Consider the following 21,295-nt stretch of genomic DNA (forward strand, 5'->3'; position numbering starts at 1 on the left):
AAAAGACGTCATTACGGGTTTCCGTAAAGTTGTCATGAATCCCTCGCAAACTTTACTAAGAGTCTGTTTTTAACCAGTCTATAAATAGAGGGGCTTTTGAACGGCTGACATTTATAGGTTCTGGGGTTTCTGGTTGTAATCTTACTTTAAGGCCTTTGTGTGGAATCTTTACATAACCTTCTACTGCCGCAGATGAGACAATATAACTTCTTGTTGCTTTGAAAAAAGATGCTTCGTCTAGTTTTTTATAGATACTGTCTAAAGCTATAAAACACACATCAAGATCACTGTTATGATGCTGGATATAGGTTGTCCCATTTTCTACATAAATATAGGCAATAGCTGCGGTTGCAATTTTCTTCTCTCCCTTCCCATCAGGAATAAATAGATACAAAACTGGCGCTGGTTTTGGTTTTCCAGCCGTACTATTTAGCCATTCCGAAGATCTATACATATAGTAATAAACCACATGTAGGAGATTGATCATGATACAAATGAGTACAAGTAAGCTGGACATATTCCGGATATACCTTGTTGAGCTGATATTGACGTTGAGGAAATAAAAAGAAATCCAACTGAAAAAATAACAGATCAGTATAGGTGCCATAAATCCTAATAGAATCTGAAAAACAAGCCTTTTCCATAAATCTTTCTCCCAGAGCCACTTTGAATCCAGATAACTTGTGAAAATATTGGTAAAGGTTATCATGATGAAAACGGTTGCAAATGTATTTGCACATGCAATGTGATACCAATCTTGGGTGAAGGTATGCCAAAACCGTGAGTTCATAGTTGGCCAGTTTAAACAAAGCGTTATGCATAGCGAGATCAGCATCATCCAGCCAAAGCTGAAATAATCCGGAAGATTTTTGCCATCTGATTTCTTGCTATGCATAAACTGCCTTATTAGTTTCATAAAATTACAAAAAGACCTTTTTATTGGCCAGTCATTGGGGGCAATTCATCAAAGTGAGGGACAGTTCACCCCCGAAATTGGTGCAGTTGACGGAAAAACGTCCTTTTTGCCTCTATTTTTCTAAATGGATAGGCCTAAATTTATTCAAGTAATCCGATAGGCAATGAACAATGATTTCAATGAACAGCCGTCAGGCCCTGAAAAAAAAGAGTATAAATTTCTTTGGATGAGATTTAAAAAGCCGGAACGCGGAGAAGTTTATCGAAGCCTTTTTGGCATTATCGCAGTTGTCATTGGCGTTGGACTGGCTGTACTATTTCCTCAGAAAAATTGCACATGTGAGGATCAGATAACAGACCTGCGACTGGAAACACTGGCTCGCGAAGGTAATAAACAGGTCATGCACTATCAGCGGGAACGTGAGAGTGTCATTATTTGTGCCGCTAAGAGGGAAGAGCTCCTCAAAAAGCTTGAGCAAGAGAAAAGACGGCGTCCCAATAAAGAAAACAGGCCCGATTGATTTGGGAAAAAATATTGAAATATGGTGGGTAGCACCTGTTTTCAACCGCCCTTCCCGGGCGTTAAGTAGAAAGCGCTAAGATAATCTGCCCAGAAGTTGATTAGGTTATTGGTGCGGAAACCGGCAGGTGCTCGCAAGTTTTGACCGGACTTTATACAGGGGACGCAGGCGCAGCGATAAGCGCGTATATTTCAAAATGGGCATGCAACAGCCAGGTTGTTGTAAAAGGGTAAATGTTAGGCAAAAACAGGAATTATGAAAACTTTAAGGGTAACTATATGGATTGAACGGATACCGGAAATAATTTTCCGAACCGGCCTTTCTGTGCTTGCAACGCTAATCCTTAAAATGATTAAGAAACGTTTAGCTAATGTAGAAGTAAAATTAGGTTCGCCTGCATTAAGTGAGCCCAATAAATACCACGCCAAAAAGAGAGTAGTTGTTTATTTTCCACATGTTCGAAAATATGCGCTGTTCCCGGCGAGGCCGTGAGGCCCGATAAAAGGAAAAAGGCTGTCCAAAGCTGAACAGTCCTTTTCGGAATGCCCGCCACAAGGGCGACCATAATTAAATCATTTTAAATTTAAACAATATCGGTATGTATACCAAATCATTTAATACTAAAAAAACATGGCTTGGAGCTATGTTTTCTTTTGCACTAGTTGCAATTATGGGTTTAACTTTTGCATTTAAACCATCGGATAGTAGTGCCAATAACAAGAAAGTACAGCCAAATCTGTACTGGTATCAGATCAGTTCTTCGGGTACATTACAGACGCAGCTTAACAGCACCCCTCAGACAAAGGATGATTCTATGCCTGGTGGCAGCAATCCCCTTACCTCTTGTGAGGATCAGACTGCTGCTGATTGTATCAGAGGCTACGAAACTGTTCAGACGATTGATGATATCGCTCCCGCTCCAGCGGACAACGACCATCGCGTAGGGTTCAGTAATTAATGATTAAGGGGTGGTAATGGATGGTTATTCCTTCACCACCCCTTTTTCCCTTATTACCAGGACATCAATTGGCCTTTTCTGTTCAACAAGGTCGAGCCCATATTGCTTTAACTGTGCTCTGATTTTTCCCAGATTAAAACTATCAACAGCGTTTCCGTTCAATTCAATGTCTATATTTCCTGAATAACCGGTTTCGTCCACAAATGGCTTTTCTAACCTAAGCGCTACCCATGAGCCTAAAATATTTGAAAAAGTCTTAAAAGGACGGTTGATCAGTCTCCTAACCGAATCAATTTGACTGGTCCGGATATCAGACATCCTAAAATTTGAAGGCCCTGTTTTCTGAGACTTTAGCTTATCCATGTTTCCTACCTTTACTAAAATCATACTACTAATCAATTTTTTTTCTACTCTTGCATCAAATCCAAGATATCGCCTCAGATCTGAACGCATCATAATGAACCTTTCTTCGGCCATATTTTCCGGCAACAGCAGTGCATAGTTGTATAGATTTTTTCTCTTCCAATCGTGAGCCAGTTCTTCCTCTTTAGGTGAAATAAACCGTTGAGTATCGTTCACATCCAATACAATGTTCCATTTCTTGGAAAAATCGTATTTCCCCTGTTCCCCGAAAGCTTCCCTGTATAAATTCATGAGGTCATAGTTATGGAATGATAACCCATTCTTTCCTATCGATCCATTTAAATTCACCCCTGGAATCGCTTTTGAAAGATAGGAATAGCTAATTACGCTGGGCTCATATTCCCTGTCAAAAAGAGATGTCAAGTATTTACGCCTTTCCCGGTAATCCTCTAAATTCACCTTGTTTCCGGCAAGGAAGCGACGAATGGATGCTGCCGTGAGTTCATTGGTCATCTGGTGAAACTTCCCTTCTCCGTCTATCCATGCATATGCAGGATTGGCCCGATTCGGGAATAATTTGTTGATCGTGACGTCACTGGTTGCAAAAGGAATTTGTGGCCTGAAAAGAAATTTGCGGGTCTCAAAAAACCTTCTTGTTGAATCAAGACTTTCCTTGTTAACCAGCACAATTGTTACCTCATCTGCGAAGAGTCGCTGCAGGGAATCTATTTTTGGAAACGACTTTAAACAGGAAATACAGCTTGGGCTCCAAAAATCGAATATGATCAGCTTTCCTCTAATCTTATCAAGGTCAAACGATTTCTTAGGGTAGTTATAAATATTTTGAAGCACGATATCAGGAATCTGTTCGCCTTTTTTTAAAGCGGCCTGGGCCATACCTATCCGTGGAAAGAAAATCAGCATTAAAATTAGGAGAATTAAATGTTGGGTTTTAGCTATGTTAAATTGTCTAATTTGCATATCCTGGATTTTGGGTTAAAAAAATATTGGTCTGCGTTTCTGAAAAAGGAATGGGATATAATGCCATGAAAGGTTTCCAGTTTGGCTTAAGTCTAGTAAGTTTTTGGTCAACTCTGCCGCTTCTTTTCAAATCAAGCCACCGATGGCCCCACTCACAAAAAAGTTCATTCTGACGTTCATGAAATATTGCCTCAGTCAGCTCCGCTTTAGTCAGTATAGTAGAAAGGTTGGGGAGTGGATTTGTTATGGCAGGTGTTGCAGCTGCCCTAGCCCTGGTTCGAACCACATTCAGATCCGAGACCGCCCCACCAAGGTTGTTCTGGGCTAACCGCGCTTCCGCTCTAATCAGGTACTGCTCCGCCAGGCGCAGGACAATAAGACTTTCACTTACCGTGGAATTGGCCCTAACCTTATATTTGTACGGATAGCTATAACTTATACCATTGACAATATTGCTGGACAGCCACCTGCTTTTTCGAAGATCTCCTGCCTCAAATTCATTTAGCAGGTTATCCCTGATCACAAGAGGAGGAACAATAGTACCAGAAGACGGGAGGAAAACGGCTGCTTCTGCGGTATTAGCCGTTTCCCTTACCAATTGCCAGATGGTTTCATTTGAGGAGTTCAGAAAGGTTTTGTTTAGATCCGGCTCCATGTTATATAAACCGGAGGATATTACTGAAGATGCTTCAGCCTCTGCCTCAGCCCATCGCTGGCTGTAAAGATAAACCCTGGCCAAAAGTGCTCTGGCCGCGAATAGATTGGGCCTTGCTTTTGCGCTACTCGGGTAATTTGCAGTTAGGAGAACTTTAGCTTCCTCAAGGTCTTTAATAATCTGGGCGTAAACAATGGCTGATGACGTTCGTGGCATCACTGCGTTCTGCTCAAAGTCGCTTGTAAGCGTAAGAGGGATATCACCAAAAAGATTAACCAGGTAAAATAAATAAAATGCCCGAATGGTAAGGGTTTCACCGGTTAACTGTTTTTTTGTTGCTGTACTTAGTGAGTTTGAAGCATTCAGCCCTTCCAGAATGGCATTTGCGTGGTAAATGTTGCGGTATGCCGTGCTCCAGAAGTTATTGCTGATTATGCCGTTTGAAGAAAGCAGCATATTGGCCGAATATGGATCATAACTGCTGCTTGGCGCAGGATTGAACAGTTCATCTGCCGACAAGCCGAAATATACGCTCAGCCCGCCATTACTCATGCTCAGGTTTAGCGTCACCATCTTACTATAGAGCCCCATCACCGCTGATGTTGCGGTCTCATTCCCAGAGAATACATCTTTGCTCAGGATCAGATTTCCTGCCTTTGGCACCTCAATTAGTTTTTCACATGCACTCCATAAAAAAGCTGTTAATAGCAGACTCCCAAGAAGCAAGCGCCTAAGATGGGAAATAGGCCCTGGGTTTGTTTTAATTACTGTTGTTTTCATAATTATAGTGTTAATTGTAAACCAGCGGTTATTGTCCTTAAGGGTGGCAACACAAACAGATTCTGGCTTTCTGGGTCTGCTCCTTTATATCCTGTTATGGTTAGTAAATTCTGGCCATGAACGTATATACTCAGCTGTTGCAGTTTGAGCTTTTTCACCCATCGCTCCACAAAGGCATAGGTCAGGGATACATTTTTGAGCCTGATAAAAGATGCGTCACTAAACACAGCACTTGAAGCCGGTAAATAACTTCCCGCCGGCGCATAAGCAGCGCTGCTGCCAGAGGCTACGAAACGCTGAATATCTGCAAGGTCTCCAACAGCTTGCCACCGATCCAGTACAACAGTGGGCTGGTTGAAATAAAAGTAGCCTGGGATGAAGGTCGATTGGGTATATAAGTAGTTATATCCGGTCTGTTTTCTGAATTCCAGGAAAATGTCCAGCTTGATATTTTTATAGGAAAAACTGTTCTGAAAGCCTCCATAGAAATCAGGCTGAGTATTTCTTATCAGAATTCTATCAGAAGCGTCATATAAGCCATCGCCGTTTACATCACGAAAGGAGTAAATTCCTGTTGATGGATCTACCCCAAGGTATTCGAGCACTCTTTTTGTCGAAAGTGGTTCGCCGATGATATAGGTATTGGCATAGCTGGAGCGATCGAGGCCACTGAATTTAACAAGTTTGTTTTTTGGAATGCTAAGATTTGCATTAGAGGTCCATTTAAAAGCGCCACTCAGAAAGTTGGTACTTTCAAGACTGATTTCCAGGCCTGAATTCTGCACCACAGCATCGAAGTTTCTAAGAATCGAGGTAAAGCCTGTTTGTATGGGCAGCTGATAATTGATCAGCTGGTTTCCGCTACGGTTTACAAAGTATGCCGCGCTAAGCATGATCCGGTTTTTCAGCACCCCTAGCTCCAGTGCCACTTCAGCTTTATGGTTTGTCTCCCAGGAAAAATCCGCATTATACAGGCTTGAAGGCTGGAGCCCGGCATTTCCCTGGTAAGGCAGGCTGGAATTCGTCCAGGTATCCAGGAACTTATAGTTCCCAATCTGGTCATTACCTGTTGTGCCGTAGCTGGCCCTTATCTTTCCGAAACTAAGCCAGGATAGTTTTTCCCTTATATAACCCTCTCCTGTAAATATCCATGCCATTCCAAGGGCGCCAAAGTTTGCAAAACGCTTTCCCGGTCCGAACCTGCTCGATCCATCACGCCTTCCCGTCAGGTTGATGAGGTACTTATCCGCAAAATTATAATTGATTCTTCCATAAAAGGCCGTGTAGCGGTAAGCGTAATCACTATTGCTTGTGGTTACATTCCCGGCTGCGGCTATTGAGGAAAGCAGGATATCATTCCTGTAATTCTGTGCGGAAACGCTCAACGTATTGCTGTTTGTATTTTGTAAGGTCCCGCCGGCTAGAATGTTTAATTTGCCCTTACCTGAGGTATTGGTATATTCGAGCTGCGGCTCGACAATCCAACTGCCTAAAAATGATCGGCCAAAGTTGGAATAGGGAAGTGTTCCTGAGTTTGGATTTATGGAACTTGAGGGATTAAGCGCCTGGTCATTACCAGATAAGCTATTGTACCCCAGGCTTACCTTTCCTTTTAGTCCGGCTAAGATTTCATAGGCCATATTAACGCTTGTTGTCAGGTTGCTGAACTTTCCGGTATATTTTCTGTTGGCTGCGGCCAAAGGGTTGGTAATTGCCCCTCCAAAAAAAGTGCCGCCCTCTTGCCAGTTCAGGTTGCCTGCATCATCGTATAATCGCATATTTGGTGGCATATTGATATAGGCCGTAAGATCGCCCGAACTCATCTTATTGCGGTCATATAAAAGCCCGCCATTAAAATCGAGGCTAAAGCGGTCGTCCGTTGAGCGGTGATTCAGGTTAATCCGGCCTGATAGTTTATCGTCACGCTGTTCGCCAGGAAATACAGAAGTCTCTCCATGATAGCCTCCGGAAATCAGGAACCTGGTTTTCTCAGTCCCACCGCTTATCGATGACTGTACGTCGGTGGTTTTTGCATTTCCGCCAATCAGAAGATCCTTAAAATTGGTATATCTGGTCTGGTCCCATAACAGGAGATCGGGGGCGTTGGCACTGGTCATAGCAAGCCCGTCATTTTTAAAAGCCTCCCTTCGCATCTTAAGGTAATCTTCTGTTGCCAGCATATCCATTGTTCTGGTGATATGGCTATATCCGTTGTAGATATTCAGGTTTAATCTGCTCTTACCTGCTACACCTTTTTTTGTCGTGATCAGAATTACACCATTCGCTCCGCGGCTACCATATATTGATGTCGCATCAGCATCCTTTAAGATTTCAACACTTTCAATTTCCGAAGGGTTGATGGTACTGAATGGACTCACCCCGCTACTTCCTGTTGCATTGGTAACAGTGTTGATGGAATTGTTGCCTGGGGAAAAGGGAATTCCGTCGATAATAAATAACGGTTCAGAGCCTTGCATCAGCGATCCCTGGCCTCTGATTTGTACCTTCAGCCCAGCGCCATTGATGCCGCTATTTTGTGTGATGGCAAGTCCTGGTATCCTGCCTTGTAGTGCGCTTAGCGGATTTGACACAGGTTGAAGCGTGATTTCTGAAGCGCTTACCTTTCCGATAGCGCCGGTGTTCAGCTTTTTAGTCGTTGTACCATAGGCGATCACCACCACATCATCAAGGGATCCTGCTGTCTCATTCAGGATGATCTCAAACGTAAATTGTGGCCCGTAAGGAGTATTAACAGTCTGGTAAGCAATGCTGCTTATGGTAAGCATTCCATCTGGCTTGTCAACCGTAAGGCTGAACTTTCCTTCTTTATCTGTGAAAGTTATCCTTTCTTTTTCAGAGGTTTTTATGGTCGCACCAAGAATAGGTTTTCCGGCTCTATCCCTCACGGTGCCGGAGAGTTTTATCGGAACAGTCTGCGCATTAGCCCAAAAATTTAGGCATAGCGTAGCCATTACGACTATTTTTATCGTTTTTTTCATGAATTCGGTTAGTTGGTTTTAGAAGAGATAATCCTTGAAAGGAGCGAAAAATAAGACAGGGAGCATTATAAGAACCTATTCTATTTCTATCATTAACCATTGGGGTTCCCTGCCTTATTTTATAGAGCTATTCTGGGGCGCAGATCACCAAAGAAATAAGGTGATTAAAAAGATGTGTGGATTTAAAGTTCATACTCATATAGGTTTATACGAGTCTCAGATAAAAGCACTATAGCAGGCTCCATATATCATCTTGCTAGGCTTCTGACGGCCTTTTGAAACGATTACAATAGAGCCCATAACGCTATAGTGTAAGACGAAATTACACATAATATTGTCATGGGCATTAATCTATTGTCTCGTTCAATCGCAATTGTCAGAATTTAGCAAGCGAGACTCTTATTAATACCAAAAATTAAACAACTTATTAACAATAAGTTATTATGTTTTCAAATATAACAATAAAAGATAAAAAGGACAAATATGTCCTAACATTAATTCTTTTATATTTTGACTTTAGTTCTGTGGGAAAACAGTATAGAGATCAGCCGTATTTAGAAGCCGTTGGACGAAAATTAATTGAAATCAGGGAGAAACAAGGTATCACTCAGGAAAAGCTTGCCGAACTTACTAAATTTGATACTAGACAAATTGGACGAATAGAAAGGGCCGAAACAAATACCTCTATTAGTATGATTAAAGCAATAGCAGATAAGCTCAATATAGGTGTTGATGAAATGCTAAATATCAAGTAGTTAATAAGAAACCACCGAAAATGTCTGATAGTATTCATCTAGTGTAAAGTAAATGCTTTTGCAGAATTATCCCGCTTTTCAAAATTCACACCCTTTCCAGGAGGTCTTTAAGGAGAGCCTTTAGCGTTTAACTATTGACAATCGCAACCTCAGCCCTTTGAGTAGTTTTTCAATACCATTGCCCATGTGATTTGGAGGATTGTCTAGTTGGCTTGAAGAAAATAATACAAGCTTAATATTTGAATTTTTTTTTATTGTGGCCAGCTGAAAATCCTTATTAAATAGTTTATTAAAAATCGAAGTTCTGAGGTTTTATTTACAACATTTTATTGGTCGTGGTTTATATCATACGCAACCGGAAACTTTTAGGGCGTATGCATACTTTGATATCGTATCCAGTACCCTGCCCTGAATGCCAAAAAGATTTAAGGCAGAAAATAACAGAATAAAACAGATCAAAATTAGGAGAATAAAATGATTCTCGATAGCATTAAGAACGATAACCTTGCTGATTCCGGGTATAAGGTTCATTCAGTAAAAAAATCAATTTGCTGATAAATATAGCCTTGACCCTGATTTTTGGCTATATGAACCGTGTTTTCCTTTCTGTAAATAGGTATTAATAAAAGATCGGTGACTATAGCTAGGTGAACGCTGTCGCAAAGCAGGGCAAAAAATTCGGAATCGAAATGACCAAAGTCACATAAACCTCCATTAAATTTTAGACGGCTTCAGTGGCTGGTTTGCGCTTCCGCTTTCTGACCAGCACACCTGTTGAGTGAAGAAATTTTGCCATCGCTTCCGCCATCGCCCTCGCGAGCGGCACGGGGACACCATTGCCGATCATTTTGAATTTTTTGGTCATCGGCACTTCCGCTGAAAGCTGATATTCATCCGGCACACCCTGGATGCGCAGAGTCTCCCGGACTGAAAGCCGACGGTTCAAATACGGATGCAAGTGCACTTCATTATTGCCATAACAGGCCGTGGGACTGTAACGGTATCGATGGAGCCTTTTGAATGAAGGCCTAGTAGTTTCCCCCTCTTTAATAGCCATTAGCCGTTCTGGCGGGAGCCTAAAATTAAAATATTCATTTGCATTAGCAGTTATCGCTTCCTCTCCTTCCTTTACCAAGCAATCCTCCACGCATAGTTCTATGGGCAGCTTTTCAGGCTTAATCGGCTGCCCGCCAAAATCGCTGACTAGGGACCAAGGGAATTTAGTTTCTGCGCCATGGTATTTCTCGTTCAAAGGAAATGGGAACCACGGTCCGTCCAGCGCCTTAGCAATCATCTTGCTCGTTAAACCCTTTTTGCGTAGCCCTACAAAAAATACCCGTTCTCGGGACTGCGGTACCCCAAAATCCAGGGCATTGAGTACAGAATAATCGATAAGGTATTTCTTGCCGACTTTTTTAAGCAATTCAAACAGAAAGGCCTTGGACCCGACATTCCTGATAAGTCCGGTGACGTTCTCCATGATGAAAAAAGTTGGCTTGAGTTCTAGCACTTTCTCCAAATACACTGCGGTCAGCTTCCCTCTCTCGCCGGCAAAGCCTTCCATTTTTCCGTTTATCGTGAAATCCTGGCATGGCGGACCACCAATCATTCCGAAAATTTCAGGTACGCCTGATGGAAACCCATTTTGCAGGATCTCAGAGGTATTGATATCGGTTACCGACCGTGTATCAAAAGCATGGTGACCATCCTCAATTCCGTTTGCTTTTTTCCAGCTACCCATGCCCTGTTGGTTCATCTTCGCAAAGCTGCTGTCAAATTCGTTGCTCCACACCGGAACGAAACCCGCCTGTTGGAATCCCATATCCATAAATCCCCCACCGGAATAAAAAGAAAGTATAGGAATTTTATGTTCAGAGGCGATCATTATTATAATTATTATTCTTTTAGCAATGGCCTTTGCGCCGTTGTCTCACCAAGTGATTTTGTTGTGGGTATGTTTTAAAAGCATTTAGATATCTGGGCCATTTCAGTCCACATGAACATCCGGAACAGCGAGGTCAAATTACTTTTAAGCTGTGAAGTCCTTCATCTTTTCCGTTTTTTGTGCTGCCAAAAGTAGTGATATCGGCTTAAATTTCAATAACTATTTTCTTATGGCAGCTGTTTAAGATTAACATTTCGATTATCTACTGAGCAACTTCTCATAACACCAGCCAGGTCTTCTGTGCAAGTTAAAACTGTCAATGACCTCAAGCTTTCCGCCGCTACTTTCAGCCTCTGTACGCAATTCGGAAAGAATTTCCTGGAACCAATTTTCTGGCTGCTGAAATTGAAGTTTCCAAAACGGATGCACGACAAGTATTATATTTCCACTGTCGGCCCGTTGGGGTATGTATGGCAATCCTTGCCTTTCCAACGGTCCCGGCAATCCGAAGCTTCTGGCAAAGTCCTGGAGCATTTTCATTGCTTGGGATTTCCAGTTCATGAGTTCGGTGAAACTAAAATTTCCGTCCGCACCGCATCGGTAATCCGTACTGCTTAAAATGCGCATCATCGATACAGCCAATTTCCAATCCAGCAAACCATGGAAACTCATATTACGGTATACCTTCAGGCATTCGTAACAGGCGTCTTGGCAACCTGTGGCATGTCCCGGAGCATGAATGCCCCAGAGGTAACTGTCATGCGGACTCGGGTTTATGGCCGTTTGAAGTATTGATTCGAAATCATCATGCAAACGACGCACAAAACCCGACCCGTTGGGCAATTCATCGGTGAGGATGATCTCAGCTGCGAAACGGGCGGGTTCCTCCTGGATTTTCTTTCTTAAGATATCTGCGATTTCTATTTCCGCTGGATCAACATCCAATCGGTCGGCGATGATACGCTGAAGCAAAAAAGCGGCTGAATAGTATCCAGCCCTGACACCATAGCTTTGGGCAACACGTGCCCTGGCGTCCCCGGCTTCGCTGACCATATTCAAATCCAGTGACGAATTGGTCCACCCCGGAGCGATCCGGAGCACCTCAGTGGTTTTACTGCTGGCTATGGCAATGATCTCTTCTTCGCTTTGATCTACTGGAAAAACTTCCATTCTGTATCCATCCTTTAACACTGTGTTGGTAGCGTGTGCGCTGGAAAGCCATTGCTGGCTGAGGCGCTGAAGCGAATTGGCAAAGGGAAAAGTATTGCGGGTATTATACAGCCTTCCGCTGAAAAATCGGTCACCGTTGGTATTTATCCTCCAGGTCACATCTTTATCCCTGATGTCCAGTGTGGCATTGCCAATGGATACCGGGCCAGGGCCATCGCTCTGCCTGGATTCAGCAAATACAGGCGGTCGGGAAAGGATAATGCCCAAATCATCCTGGGAATCCTGCCCTTGGGACAAATCAGTACGGTAGGCCCTAGGGGACTTGAGCATCACTGGAGGCTGGTAAGCTGGACCGTCCTCAGCACATACCTGGCATCTGTTTTCTGCGGATGCGCTTGCTGCCTGGGTTCCATATGTCCGGAAATCGCCGCAGGTTTTGCATCTGGTCATCCACCTGTTTAGGTAAAATGGCCCTGTCTGGAAATTCTGTGCGCCCGTGCCGTTAAATTTTTCAGCGAACTCAGCGGTAAAACCGATAGCGGTATGGATGGCCTTGTCCTTGGTTTTCTGGGCACCGGGTGCGAATTCGTAAATGGCCATCGCTTGGTTTCGGTCGATGGCTTGCGGCTCCATTTCGCTGGTGAGGCCATGGTATAGGTTTTTAACGGTAGTGGGCATTCCGAACATGGGCAGCAACCCGCCTTCGGCAAGTTTTTGCGCAATGTCATCGGTTGAAATCTCCTCATTGCTGATAATGCGCTGGGCATGTGCAATCATTCCTTGCGTACTTTCCAGCTCACAGACCCACTCGACAAGCTCCGCGGAACTATCCCGGAGTTGCCTGCTCAAAAGTATTGATACCACCGTTTCCACAGTTTCCCGGTTGCCTGCTATCCAGCCAGAAAGCTGTTCCTTATACTGCTGCCATTGAACTTCGTCCGCTCCAATCGAACCAAACTGACCATGGATACCCGATTCTCCGCTGATACGGATACCTGCGGAGAGGTAAGCTCGCCTAAATATCTCTTTTGCCAAAAGCCTTTTAACGATCCTGGGCTGGTCCATAGTCAAAAACGGCGTAGGAGGGACATCATTTGTGATTTTTCCAGGATGCAAGAAATAAAATTCATCATGGCTTCGGCCACGGCAAAAGGTGAGAATGGCTGAATAAGCTTGCCCCCGGCGGCCGGCGCGTCCGACCCGTTGCTGGTAATTAAAACGCTGCGGAGGCATATTGGCCAGCATTACTGCCTGCAAGGATCCGATGTCTACACCAACTTCCAAAGTCGTGGTTACGCTCAGCAGGTCAATGGTTTTCACCTCGGCCATTCCCTCGGAAGGCAGGATAACATTCCTGAAGTGCCGCTGGCGTTCAAACTGGTCATCGGTCTGCCCTGTAAGTTCTTCGCAGTGCAGCCGTATGGGTTTGCGCTTCTTCACCAGTGCATGGTAAGCGAGGTAGTTTTTTTCCCAAAGATCCACGCAGGTATCTCCTCCGACAGTCAGCCTGGTCAATGCGGGACCGGATTTGACCGTACCTGCATAGGTGCATATCCCTCCGCATTCATGCAAATGCGGGCGTTTGATGAGCGGGCCGTAATACACTTGATCACCCGGTGAGGAGACGGTCAGGTAGAGCGACTCAATGACTAACCCTTTTACTGCATCCATCACACCCATCTCCGTCAGGCATTCATATAAGGCGTCACCGAGCAGGCCAAAATCTTTGGCATGGAGTTCTGCCACATTCTGTAGCCAGCGCCTCAGCGGCGCCGGAAAGTCCCGGAAGGCCCTGATGGGTTTCTGTTCATAGTTGGAATAATTATGCCTTGATTTATGCCCGAGGATTCTTATCACACCGTTCAAAATCCCAAGGAAACGCCCTTGGGTAAAACCAAGCCTCGCTGCACCTTGATGTACCTTCAGGTTTGAAGGATCGACAGACAGATAACCAAAGCCGGAAGACTCGAAGGAATAAAACAGCTGGCCAAAGAACATTTTGGTGAGCATCGAAAAGGTGTTTTGCCGCAAAGCGCCGATAAAGCCACTAAGTTCTGGATTGCTTTTCCATTCCCCTGATTCAAAATCAATGAGTTCATTCCATTCCCTCCAGATACCTTGCGCAGCCCGCTGCTTGCGCAATGCGATGTCCGGCCCGGCAGGGTTCACTCCTAAACGTGCCAAGGAGACCATTAAGGGGCTGAGAGCAAGGGAAGAGGGACGGTCAACAAGTTCACTTATTTTAAAAGACCCACTCCGGATTTTATCAAGCTCACGCAGCGCGGTAGCTTTTTTTATCGCGTTTGGATGCTGGGTAGCTTCAAAAGTCAGCTCGTAAATGCTTGCATAAATATCAGCTGATTGCCTTTGGAAGTTATTTTTTGTTTCCTCGTCATTTTCATCGAATGCCTGTAAAAGTGTCCTTTGGGCAGCGATGGTTCCATGCAGTTCAATGAGCAGGGCTTCACGCAGCAGGTCTGTAAAATGGTTCCGTTCAATGCCGTTTGCCACTTGGGCCGCATCTTCTCGGCTGTCTGAAAAGACGACGAGTTTACGCTCTTCTGCTTTATCAGGCAGTTGCAGCATCAGTTCTTTGGCGAAAATCTGGCTGGTTTTGGCAAAACCGGTCCTAAATCCCCTCACCGGTGAATTCCGGCTGCGCTTGAGTGTATAATCACTGGCACAACATGGGCAAACGGCCGGCAGTGCCAAATGGGTGTCATTCAGGTTTTGGCTTTCCAGCCATTCCTCCCTGGCCACATCAGAACTGTTATGTTCGATTTTAAAAATGTAGCCAGGTATCCAGTCTTCAGGGTGCTCCATTTCATCCGCAGGACCTGCATCGACATCTCCTGACCGTTTGTTGATTATCGCGCGCCGCCATCGGCATTCATAGCGTCGCTGGTCCCCTGGGTTGGTTAAAGGCTGGACGGTCCAGTGGTCGACGTCATTTCCAGCATTGCTTCCGATGATCTGCGTGCGATGAACAAACTGCTGCCGGCCTGCCGGCCAGAATATGCCATACTCCTGATAGGTCCGGGTTTCCAGGAGTTTTCCGGCTGTTTTCTCAGGAATACCTTCTATCTTGGGACTGGTTGGCAACAGTTCATGGATGCCATTGCGCCCGATGGACCGGCTGCCGCCGAAAAACGTTGTCCCGCAGCTATCGCAATAAAGCAGCTCTAAAACGCGGTTTCCTATCTCAGAGCTGATCCGCATGCTTGTATAGAGGGTTCCAGCGGTCCGTAACCCGTCTCGGTAGGTCGGCTTCCCACCTAATTCAGCCGGATCGACAGACGCCCAGAGACCTTCGATGTTCCGAAGGAAATAATGGAAACGGAACCTGGGAAGCTTGGCAGACAGGTTTACCCCATTGCCCGCCTCTTCAAAAAAGGAACGCGCAATAAGCAGGCCGCGCAAAGCGTTATGAAGCACCTGCGGGTTTGTGTCCGTGCTGAATACCTCGTCGGCATAAAAAGGACCTGGGGAAGCGTCACCTGAAATACGCACAGCTGCTACGGCCTTATAGTCCCCACATGGCGAAAATAAACGCTCCCGGAGCAATAGCCCGGGATGTGCGAGCACGCTACACAATCCTGTGGTACCGTTACCCTCAACAGGAATGGAAAATTGTTTTCCGATGGCCTGAGATAGCTGGTTGCAGGCCCCTATAAACGCTGTAGCGGAGGTGTTTCCTTCGCACTGACTAAATGCTTCAGCGAGCATAGCAAAAGGTTCAGGGCGGAGTTTTTCACTGTCTTGCGGAAGGGTATCCACCGGGGTATTCTCACCTTTGATAATCTTAAAGGGTGCTGTTTCCCAGTCTACACCGAAAAAATCTTCCAGGAATTGTTTACTTTTCTCGCCGTCCGGAGAATCGTCCGCTACGATTGACGCGCTTGAGGCGAGGATGCGCAGCTGGGGATCGCCGGGACGCAGGCCAAGCCTGTCCAGGACAAGGCGAATCAGGTAGGCTACTTCGGTTCCCTGGGTGCCCCTGTACAGGTGCAGCTCGTCAATAACCAGGTTAAAAATACGCTTTGGACGCTCAGCTTCCCTCTGGGATACATCAAGGTCCAAGCCCTGCAACCAATTTTTAGTCTCTTCAAAAATACCGGAATCCACTCCCCGCATCAGCATGATGCTGAGCATAGAATAGTTGGTAATCAAAATGTCCGGAGGGGCGAGCTGCATGTCGAAACGTGAGCGCATTTCCGAGCTGCCGGCCAAACGCTGGAAAAAAGCTTTTAGATCTTTTATCTTTTCGATCTGCTTGGCGGGACTTAACTTTATAAATTCCAGATCCTGGGGAAGCATACCTGATATGTACTCGTCCACCCTTCTTGCGGCCTCCTCAACTTTTTGGAGTTTTTGCTTCAGTTTGTTAACCTTGCGATCGTTACGCCCGCCACTACCGTTGAACAGTCCGCCTGCAATCGGCGTAGCGCCATTATAGCGGCCAAAGTAAATAGCATTACCATGGGCCTTTTGTGCAAACCATGCCCGGGCGTCATCTGAGTCGAGGGCTTTGCGGAGCCTGCTCATCTGGTCTTCCACCAAAGCATTCATCGGGTAGAGTATCAGTGCCCTTACGCCCGAGGGACGTACTTGGTGGGCACGCTGTGCCACCCGGCGGTCCAGGTTCTGGGACATCGGATCACAAATGTGCCTCGGGGTTAATCCGTGATTGCTGGTCCACCAGCTGTCCAGGTCCGGTGAAGGTTCACGTGCAGCGGACCAGTTGCCAAGCTCCGCGGCAAGCTGCGCAAAAAGGGGTAACAAAAAAGATTCGGTTTTACCCGATCCTGTCCCTGAAGTAATGATACAGTTGTGGCCTTCCATCGCTTCCCGCAGCATTTCTGCCTGGTGCTTGTGCAATTTACCCTCAGCTGGGAAAAGTCCTTTTTCAACCAGCCCTACAAAAAGGTTGCGCTGGCTGGCATCGAGTTTGCCTCCGAAATCTTCTTCAGCGAGTTCGCTGACTTTTTTTCCGCTGCTTACATAATCGGCAAGGGGTTCCATCCAGGGACTGCGATAGAGCACTTTGTCTTCATTTAGTTTATCTTCGCGTTCCTGCTCTATTCCTTCAAAAGCGGTCGCGAAGGCGGTTTTTACATAACGTATAAAATTGTCTTTAATGGTATCGAATGCACCTATAGGATCTTTCATAGTGGCTCGTTGATGTTTTGGATTTCTATATTCAGTTTAAATTTAAACAGGTTGTCAATTATTGAGCTCCTGATGTTGCGGTAAAGGTTGAAACTACCGCTTTTCCCTTGCAGCTTTAAGCTTGCAAAGTCCGGTGCGGTACCGGAAAGCTGGATTACAAAACGGGAGAAAAGTCTGGGCAGGGGAAGCTGGGCTGGCAAGGCAAGCGTGTCGGCATTCCGGAACAAACGGTTTGTTCCGGCCAAATTAATTGCCGGGTCGTAGGAATGTACCTTTGGTGAATAATGATGAAAAATCAGATACTTGCCCCAGTTTTTATCTACATGGTAGTAGTCTCCTTTGATCCAGATGCCATACTCGGGGAGGTAATAAGGCCTGCACTCGATTAAGGTAAATTCCCGGTTATGGGCAACTTCCGTGCTAAATAACAGGTTCTCAGGGTTGAAGCTTTTCTGCACAATGTCCACCCCGTCCCATGAAAGGGCAGTGGGGCCGCCAATCAACATCCTACGGTAATCGTCCAAGGAAGGCAGCAACGCTTTTAACTTCAGCAAGTACCATTCATCGAATTCTACCGAAACGCTTTTGGCTATCTTTTCAAGTGTCGAGACATGCCCGCAGTGGAAACTGATGCTAACAGGAATGAGCAGTTGCTGGTTTTTTTCAGAGGCTGGTTGAAACTCCATATTGATTTCATCAGGATACATCTTGCAATAGCCGATTAAGTCTTCCAGCAAGCCGTGTGTCCAGCAGCCGATGAGTTGCCCTTTACGTCCCTTTGAGGCGGGCAGGGTGATCAGCTTTGGTGGCAGCGGTGTGATTTTATCCTTCTGGTAATCGTAATCAATATAGCCCAGGTAATCCAGCAGGTTTACTGCTGATTTGCGCTTTTGCAAAAGCCCCTGTGGCTCGAGGCCGAAACGTTTTCTGTGTATATACTCGAAGGCACGGTTGAATCCCGCTGTATTTGTTTGTTCAATAGTGATGAGCCAATTGAGCAGTGCCTGTTCATCAGCGGGTAGATCCGCAGTATTGCCTCTTATCCACTTGTCGCTGGGAATAAAAGGGTTCCGGTCGGCAACACGCTCAAGGTTGGCTTCCATGAATATGGCATTACCCTGGTATCCCGGAATAGTCCCTTCATCGGGATTTCCAAAGGCATCTTTGAAAGGAACGTTTTCATTTTTCAGCGCCAGCAGGTGAGGCCTTATAATTTCGTAAGTTTTGGCCATCTCTTCCGTCGAACCAGCTAAATGCAGGCAAAACGGTGCTCCGATCCGCAAGGATTCAGGTAGCAGCCACACTCCTCCAAGCGAGGGATGCGAGATGAGGTTTGCTGTTGTTTGATCATCCTGGTATTTTAGCACCAGCTGTTCTTCACCCTGGGCATTGATCAGGATGAACTCAGGCATGTATTGGTTGAGGTATTGGTTATGGCTTACTTTCAGACCGGTTCCTTCCCGGACGAGAATCGATTTTTGCTGTTCAACTTTCAGCATTTCAATCTCTGGATGGCCAGCCCGCGGTTTGTTGAAGCGAAAAAGCGTATAGCCAGGGGGAATACCCTTCAAACCTGACTGGTCGCGGAAACTTCCGCATTCCGCTTCAGCCCAGTTTTTTATGTTTTCAGCCAATTTGTCTTTGCAAAGCACGAACATATCATCCACTCTGGAAAGTTTGGTTGTTTCGATCCAAAAACGGCTGCTTAAGTTAAAATGTGCCGCATTGATGAATAACCTGATGTCCTTAGAACGGGACTCTGCTTTCCATTTGTAGCGTTTGTCGTAGAGAGTGATCTTTTCTTGAAATCCTAGGGCAAGGGTTTTTGACCAATTTTCATCTTGGTACAAGTCCGCTAAATCACCCAGGCAAAGGTCTGTAGGTGGTTCACTGGCAAATGCCGCGCGGTAGGAAAAGTCGATATGTCCAGGGGTGTACTCTTTGAATTGCATCCATAGTGGCACAACAGTTCCACTTAGATAGCTTCGCTCCCCGTGTTCAGTAGTAAATTCGAACTGCTCGCCGGTCCAGCGAGAAAACTCGGACTCAACAAGTTCGGTCAGCGATTTTCCCAGGCCGCTGTCCCCTTGGATAAGGGTGATGGCATCCGCACGCAAGCCAAGCCATTGGACGCCTTTGTCAATTAAAAGATCCTTGAAGGCTCGTTGCGTATAAAAATTTCCTGGAATCAGGCCGGCTTTGGTAAAAAAAGAGGGAAGTTTTTTTATCGTTACCGGCGGAAAAATGCACTGGGAAAGCGGTTTGACGACGAACTTCCATCCCCTGTTCCCAGTATAACCAGCCTGGAAACTCCCCAACTGTCCGTCCATATGGATATTTGCCCATTGGGAGAGCTCGTCCCAAAGGTGGTCTATGTTGCGCAGTTTGTCCCTCAGGTTTTGAAGGCGTTTTGGTTTACTGGCGATTTCGTATAATCCGTTTTCGCTGATAAAATCCTCGAGCCTGTCGTAGTAGTTATTGGTGTTGTAACCGTCCTGGATTTCGATAAGCGGCAGGATGCTGAAAACCAGGTAGCTTAAGTAAGGGGGGAATTGCTGGTCATAACCGCTTAGTCGCTGGTGACGGCCTGCACGCCATTTTATCGCTACCTGCGCGGCCTTTTCAAAGATGTTATCTGCTCCATTAACACCTACAGGTCCTTTTTGCAGTCCTTCCAGGAAGTCCGACCATATTTCTTTGTCCTGGGTTTCTCCTGAAAAGTATATCCGGCCCATAGATATAATCTCTGTTTTGGAGATAAATAGCCTGACCTGGCGGCCGTATTGGCCGGGGTTAAAAAAGTGTTTGGCAAGCAGGTCATTCCACACTAGGAATCTCATGGCTTATTGGTTTGGCAGCTGTGCCGGCATAGCTTTTGCGATCCGGACCCAGTTGGTTTATTTAAATATTTTATAGGGGTAGCAAATCGAGCCCTGACTGGTTAAAGTTTCTATGGTCGGTGGGCCGGAATGTAATTTGATGGAGCGTCATTTGGCTAATATAATAAGTATTCATAGAAAAAGAAACCATTAGTGGAAATTTCCCAAGGTGAGTTGAGACTCCAAAGATATTGATGCATGTCTGCACAGAAATACGGTTTCCCGTAATCATGGCAATGAATTCTGGGTAAAGCATACCTTTGCCAAAGGTATTTACTAAATTCACTGGATGGAAAAATTAAACTGGCAAGAAGATAAAATCACCTTCACGCAGGCTTACTACACAGCAATCAATTCCTGTAATATTGAACTTTTCGGGCTCATCAAAGAAAATTATGATGCCTTGAGCGGGGTGTATCCCATGATAGAATACGTGATTGAGCGGATCAATGCCGTTACGGTCCTGATTAACGAAGAGGTGTTGTGGGATGCAGATATTATTGTCCGTTCGGCGTTGGAGACGTTGGTTAAGTTTGTGTTTCTTGCTGATGCCAGTGAGTCTGAACGTCCCGGTTTGCTCGATGAATTCTGGAATGGCCTATCGGAAGTTTACAGTGTTAAACTTCACGAACAGGCAAAAAAAAACCTGAGGCATACCGCAGAAAGCGAGGTTCACCGCCTGGCCTATTCCCCGCTTGTGCTATCCGAGGAGGAAGTGAGCCGACTGAGGACAAAATGGCCAAAGGCTGAGCGGACCAAACTTGAACAAAAATGGTCCTTCAGCGGGATCGTGAATTTCCTGTCGCAGAAAAATAAGGGTACCCCCATGGAGGTATTCGAATTCCTCACCCACTCTTACCGCATGTCCAGCCACCTGGCCCATGGCGATGAGATGGGGATTTCACTTATCCAGGAGCGAAGGTCCCGAACTGCGGAGGAAGAGTTGGCCGTACATGCAGCTCACTATGTGAGGCTGCTAAGCGACTGCTTTTCCTATTGCCTCTTGACTGCTATCTATACCACCCAGTACCTAAAGGTGTCTCCTGATTATTTCTTGGAACTCGGTTCTTCCCTTTCCGAACTTAACGAACTTATGGAGCAGTATCATAAAGTTCCCTTCGATGATAAGATGTATGATAAGTTCAGGTAAACCTACAAGGCAAATCGGTCATCGTCAGTCACAAGTTGGAAAATTTACTTGAGCTAAAAGTTGCATTGCGATAAAAATCTCTCCATACTCTTGCTGGCTGGGTTTGTATTTTTAG

General features: G+C 45.5%; 12 protein-coding genes. 5 read left to right on the forward strand and 7 right to left on the reverse strand.

Features of this window, described 5'->3' with window-relative positions; translation table 11 throughout:
- Window positions 1–55: 55 nt before the first annotated feature.
- Complete coding sequence (locus EV200_RS09375) at window positions 56–895, reverse strand: LytTR family DNA-binding domain-containing protein (RefSeq protein ID WP_165877901.1); 840 nt, start codon at window positions 893–895, stop codon at window positions 56–58.
- 184 nt (window positions 896–1,079) lie between these two features.
- Between EV200_RS09375 and EV200_RS09380 the strand changes: the two genes are divergently transcribed.
- From EV200_RS09380 to EV200_RS09390, 3 genes are all read left to right on the forward strand, one after another.
- Window positions 1,080–1,436 carry a hypothetical protein gene (locus EV200_RS09380; protein WP_132531523.1) on the forward strand — a complete coding sequence of 119 codons (357 nt, stop codon included), beginning with the start codon at window positions 1,080–1,082 and terminating at the stop codon, window positions 1,434–1,436.
- A gap of 255 nt (window positions 1,437–1,691) precedes the next feature.
- The gene (locus tag EV200_RS09385; RefSeq protein WP_132531526.1) at window positions 1,692–1,928 is read left to right on the forward strand and encodes a hypothetical protein; all 237 of its coding nucleotides are present in this window, start codon (window positions 1,692–1,694) and stop codon (window positions 1,926–1,928) included.
- A 106-nt stretch (window positions 1,929–2,034) separates the two neighbouring features.
- Window positions 2,035–2,394 (forward strand): hypothetical protein, encoded by a 360-nt coding sequence (locus tag EV200_RS09390; RefSeq protein WP_132531529.1) that lies wholly within the window; start codon window positions 2,035–2,037, stop codon window positions 2,392–2,394.
- Between the two features lie 24 nt (window positions 2,395–2,418).
- On the opposite strand, the gene EV200_RS09395 is transcribed toward EV200_RS09390, so the two are convergent.
- The 3 genes from EV200_RS09395 to EV200_RS09405 are packed head-to-tail and all read right to left on the reverse strand — an operon-like array spanning window position 2,419 to window position 8,172.
- Window positions 2,419–3,738, reverse strand: a complete 1,320-nt coding sequence (locus EV200_RS09395; RefSeq protein ID WP_132531532.1) for a DUF3738 domain-containing protein — start codon at window positions 3,736–3,738, stop codon at window positions 2,419–2,421.
- Window positions 3,728–5,173 carry a RagB/SusD family nutrient uptake outer membrane protein gene (locus tag EV200_RS09400; RefSeq protein WP_132531535.1) on the reverse strand — a complete coding sequence of 482 codons (1,446 nt, stop codon included), beginning with the start codon at window positions 5,171–5,173 and terminating at the stop codon, window positions 3,728–3,730. Before EV200_RS09400 ends, EV200_RS09395 begins: the two co-directional genes overlap by 11 nt.
- Window positions 5,174–5,175: 2 nt before the next feature.
- The gene (locus tag EV200_RS09405; protein WP_132531538.1) at window positions 5,176–8,172 is read right to left on the reverse strand and encodes a SusC/RagA family TonB-linked outer membrane protein; all 2,997 of its coding nucleotides are present in this window, start codon (window positions 8,170–8,172) and stop codon (window positions 5,176–5,178) included.
- A 443-nt stretch (window positions 8,173–8,615) separates the two neighbouring features.
- On the opposite strand from EV200_RS09405, the gene EV200_RS09410 reads away from it, so the two are divergent.
- Window positions 8,616–8,927, forward strand: coding sequence for a helix-turn-helix domain-containing protein (locus EV200_RS09410; RefSeq protein WP_229676815.1), 312 nt, complete (start codon window positions 8,616–8,618; stop codon window positions 8,925–8,927).
- 721 nt (window positions 8,928–9,648) lie between these two features.
- Here the strand turns inward: EV200_RS09410 and EV200_RS09415 are convergent.
- The 3 genes from EV200_RS09415 to EV200_RS09425 all read right to left on the reverse strand — a co-directional run bounded on the left by EV200_RS09415 (window position 9,649) and on the right by EV200_RS09425 (window position 19,991).
- On the reverse strand, window positions 9,649–10,812 hold the full coding sequence (locus EV200_RS09415) for a DNA cytosine methyltransferase (protein ID WP_229676816.1): 1,164 nt from the start codon (window positions 10,810–10,812) through the stop codon (window positions 9,649–9,651).
- Between the two features lie 258 nt (window positions 10,813–11,070).
- On the reverse strand, window positions 11,071–17,151 hold the full coding sequence (locus tag EV200_RS09420) for a DEAD/DEAH box helicase (protein ID WP_132531544.1): 6,081 nt from the start codon (window positions 17,149–17,151) through the stop codon (window positions 11,071–11,073).
- Window positions 17,148–19,991 (reverse strand): hypothetical protein, encoded by a 2,844-nt coding sequence (locus EV200_RS09425; RefSeq protein WP_132531547.1) that lies wholly within the window; start codon window positions 19,989–19,991, stop codon window positions 17,148–17,150. The genes EV200_RS09420 and EV200_RS09425 overlap by 4 nt, the downstream gene beginning before the upstream one ends.
- 328 nt (window positions 19,992–20,319) lie before the next feature.
- Here EV200_RS09425 and EV200_RS09430 point away from each other — a divergent pair, with 328 nt between their 5' ends.
- Window positions 20,320–21,180: a DUF5677 domain-containing protein gene (locus tag EV200_RS09430; RefSeq protein ID WP_132531550.1), complete on the forward strand. Its 861-nt coding sequence runs from the start codon at window positions 20,320–20,322 to the stop codon at window positions 21,178–21,180.
- The last annotated feature ends 115 nt before the right edge of the window (window positions 21,181–21,295 follow it).

The organism is Pedobacter psychrotolerans (genome assembly GCF_004340665.1).
Lineage (GTDB): Bacteria > Bacteroidota > Bacteroidia > Sphingobacteriales > Sphingobacteriaceae > Pedobacter > Pedobacter psychrotolerans.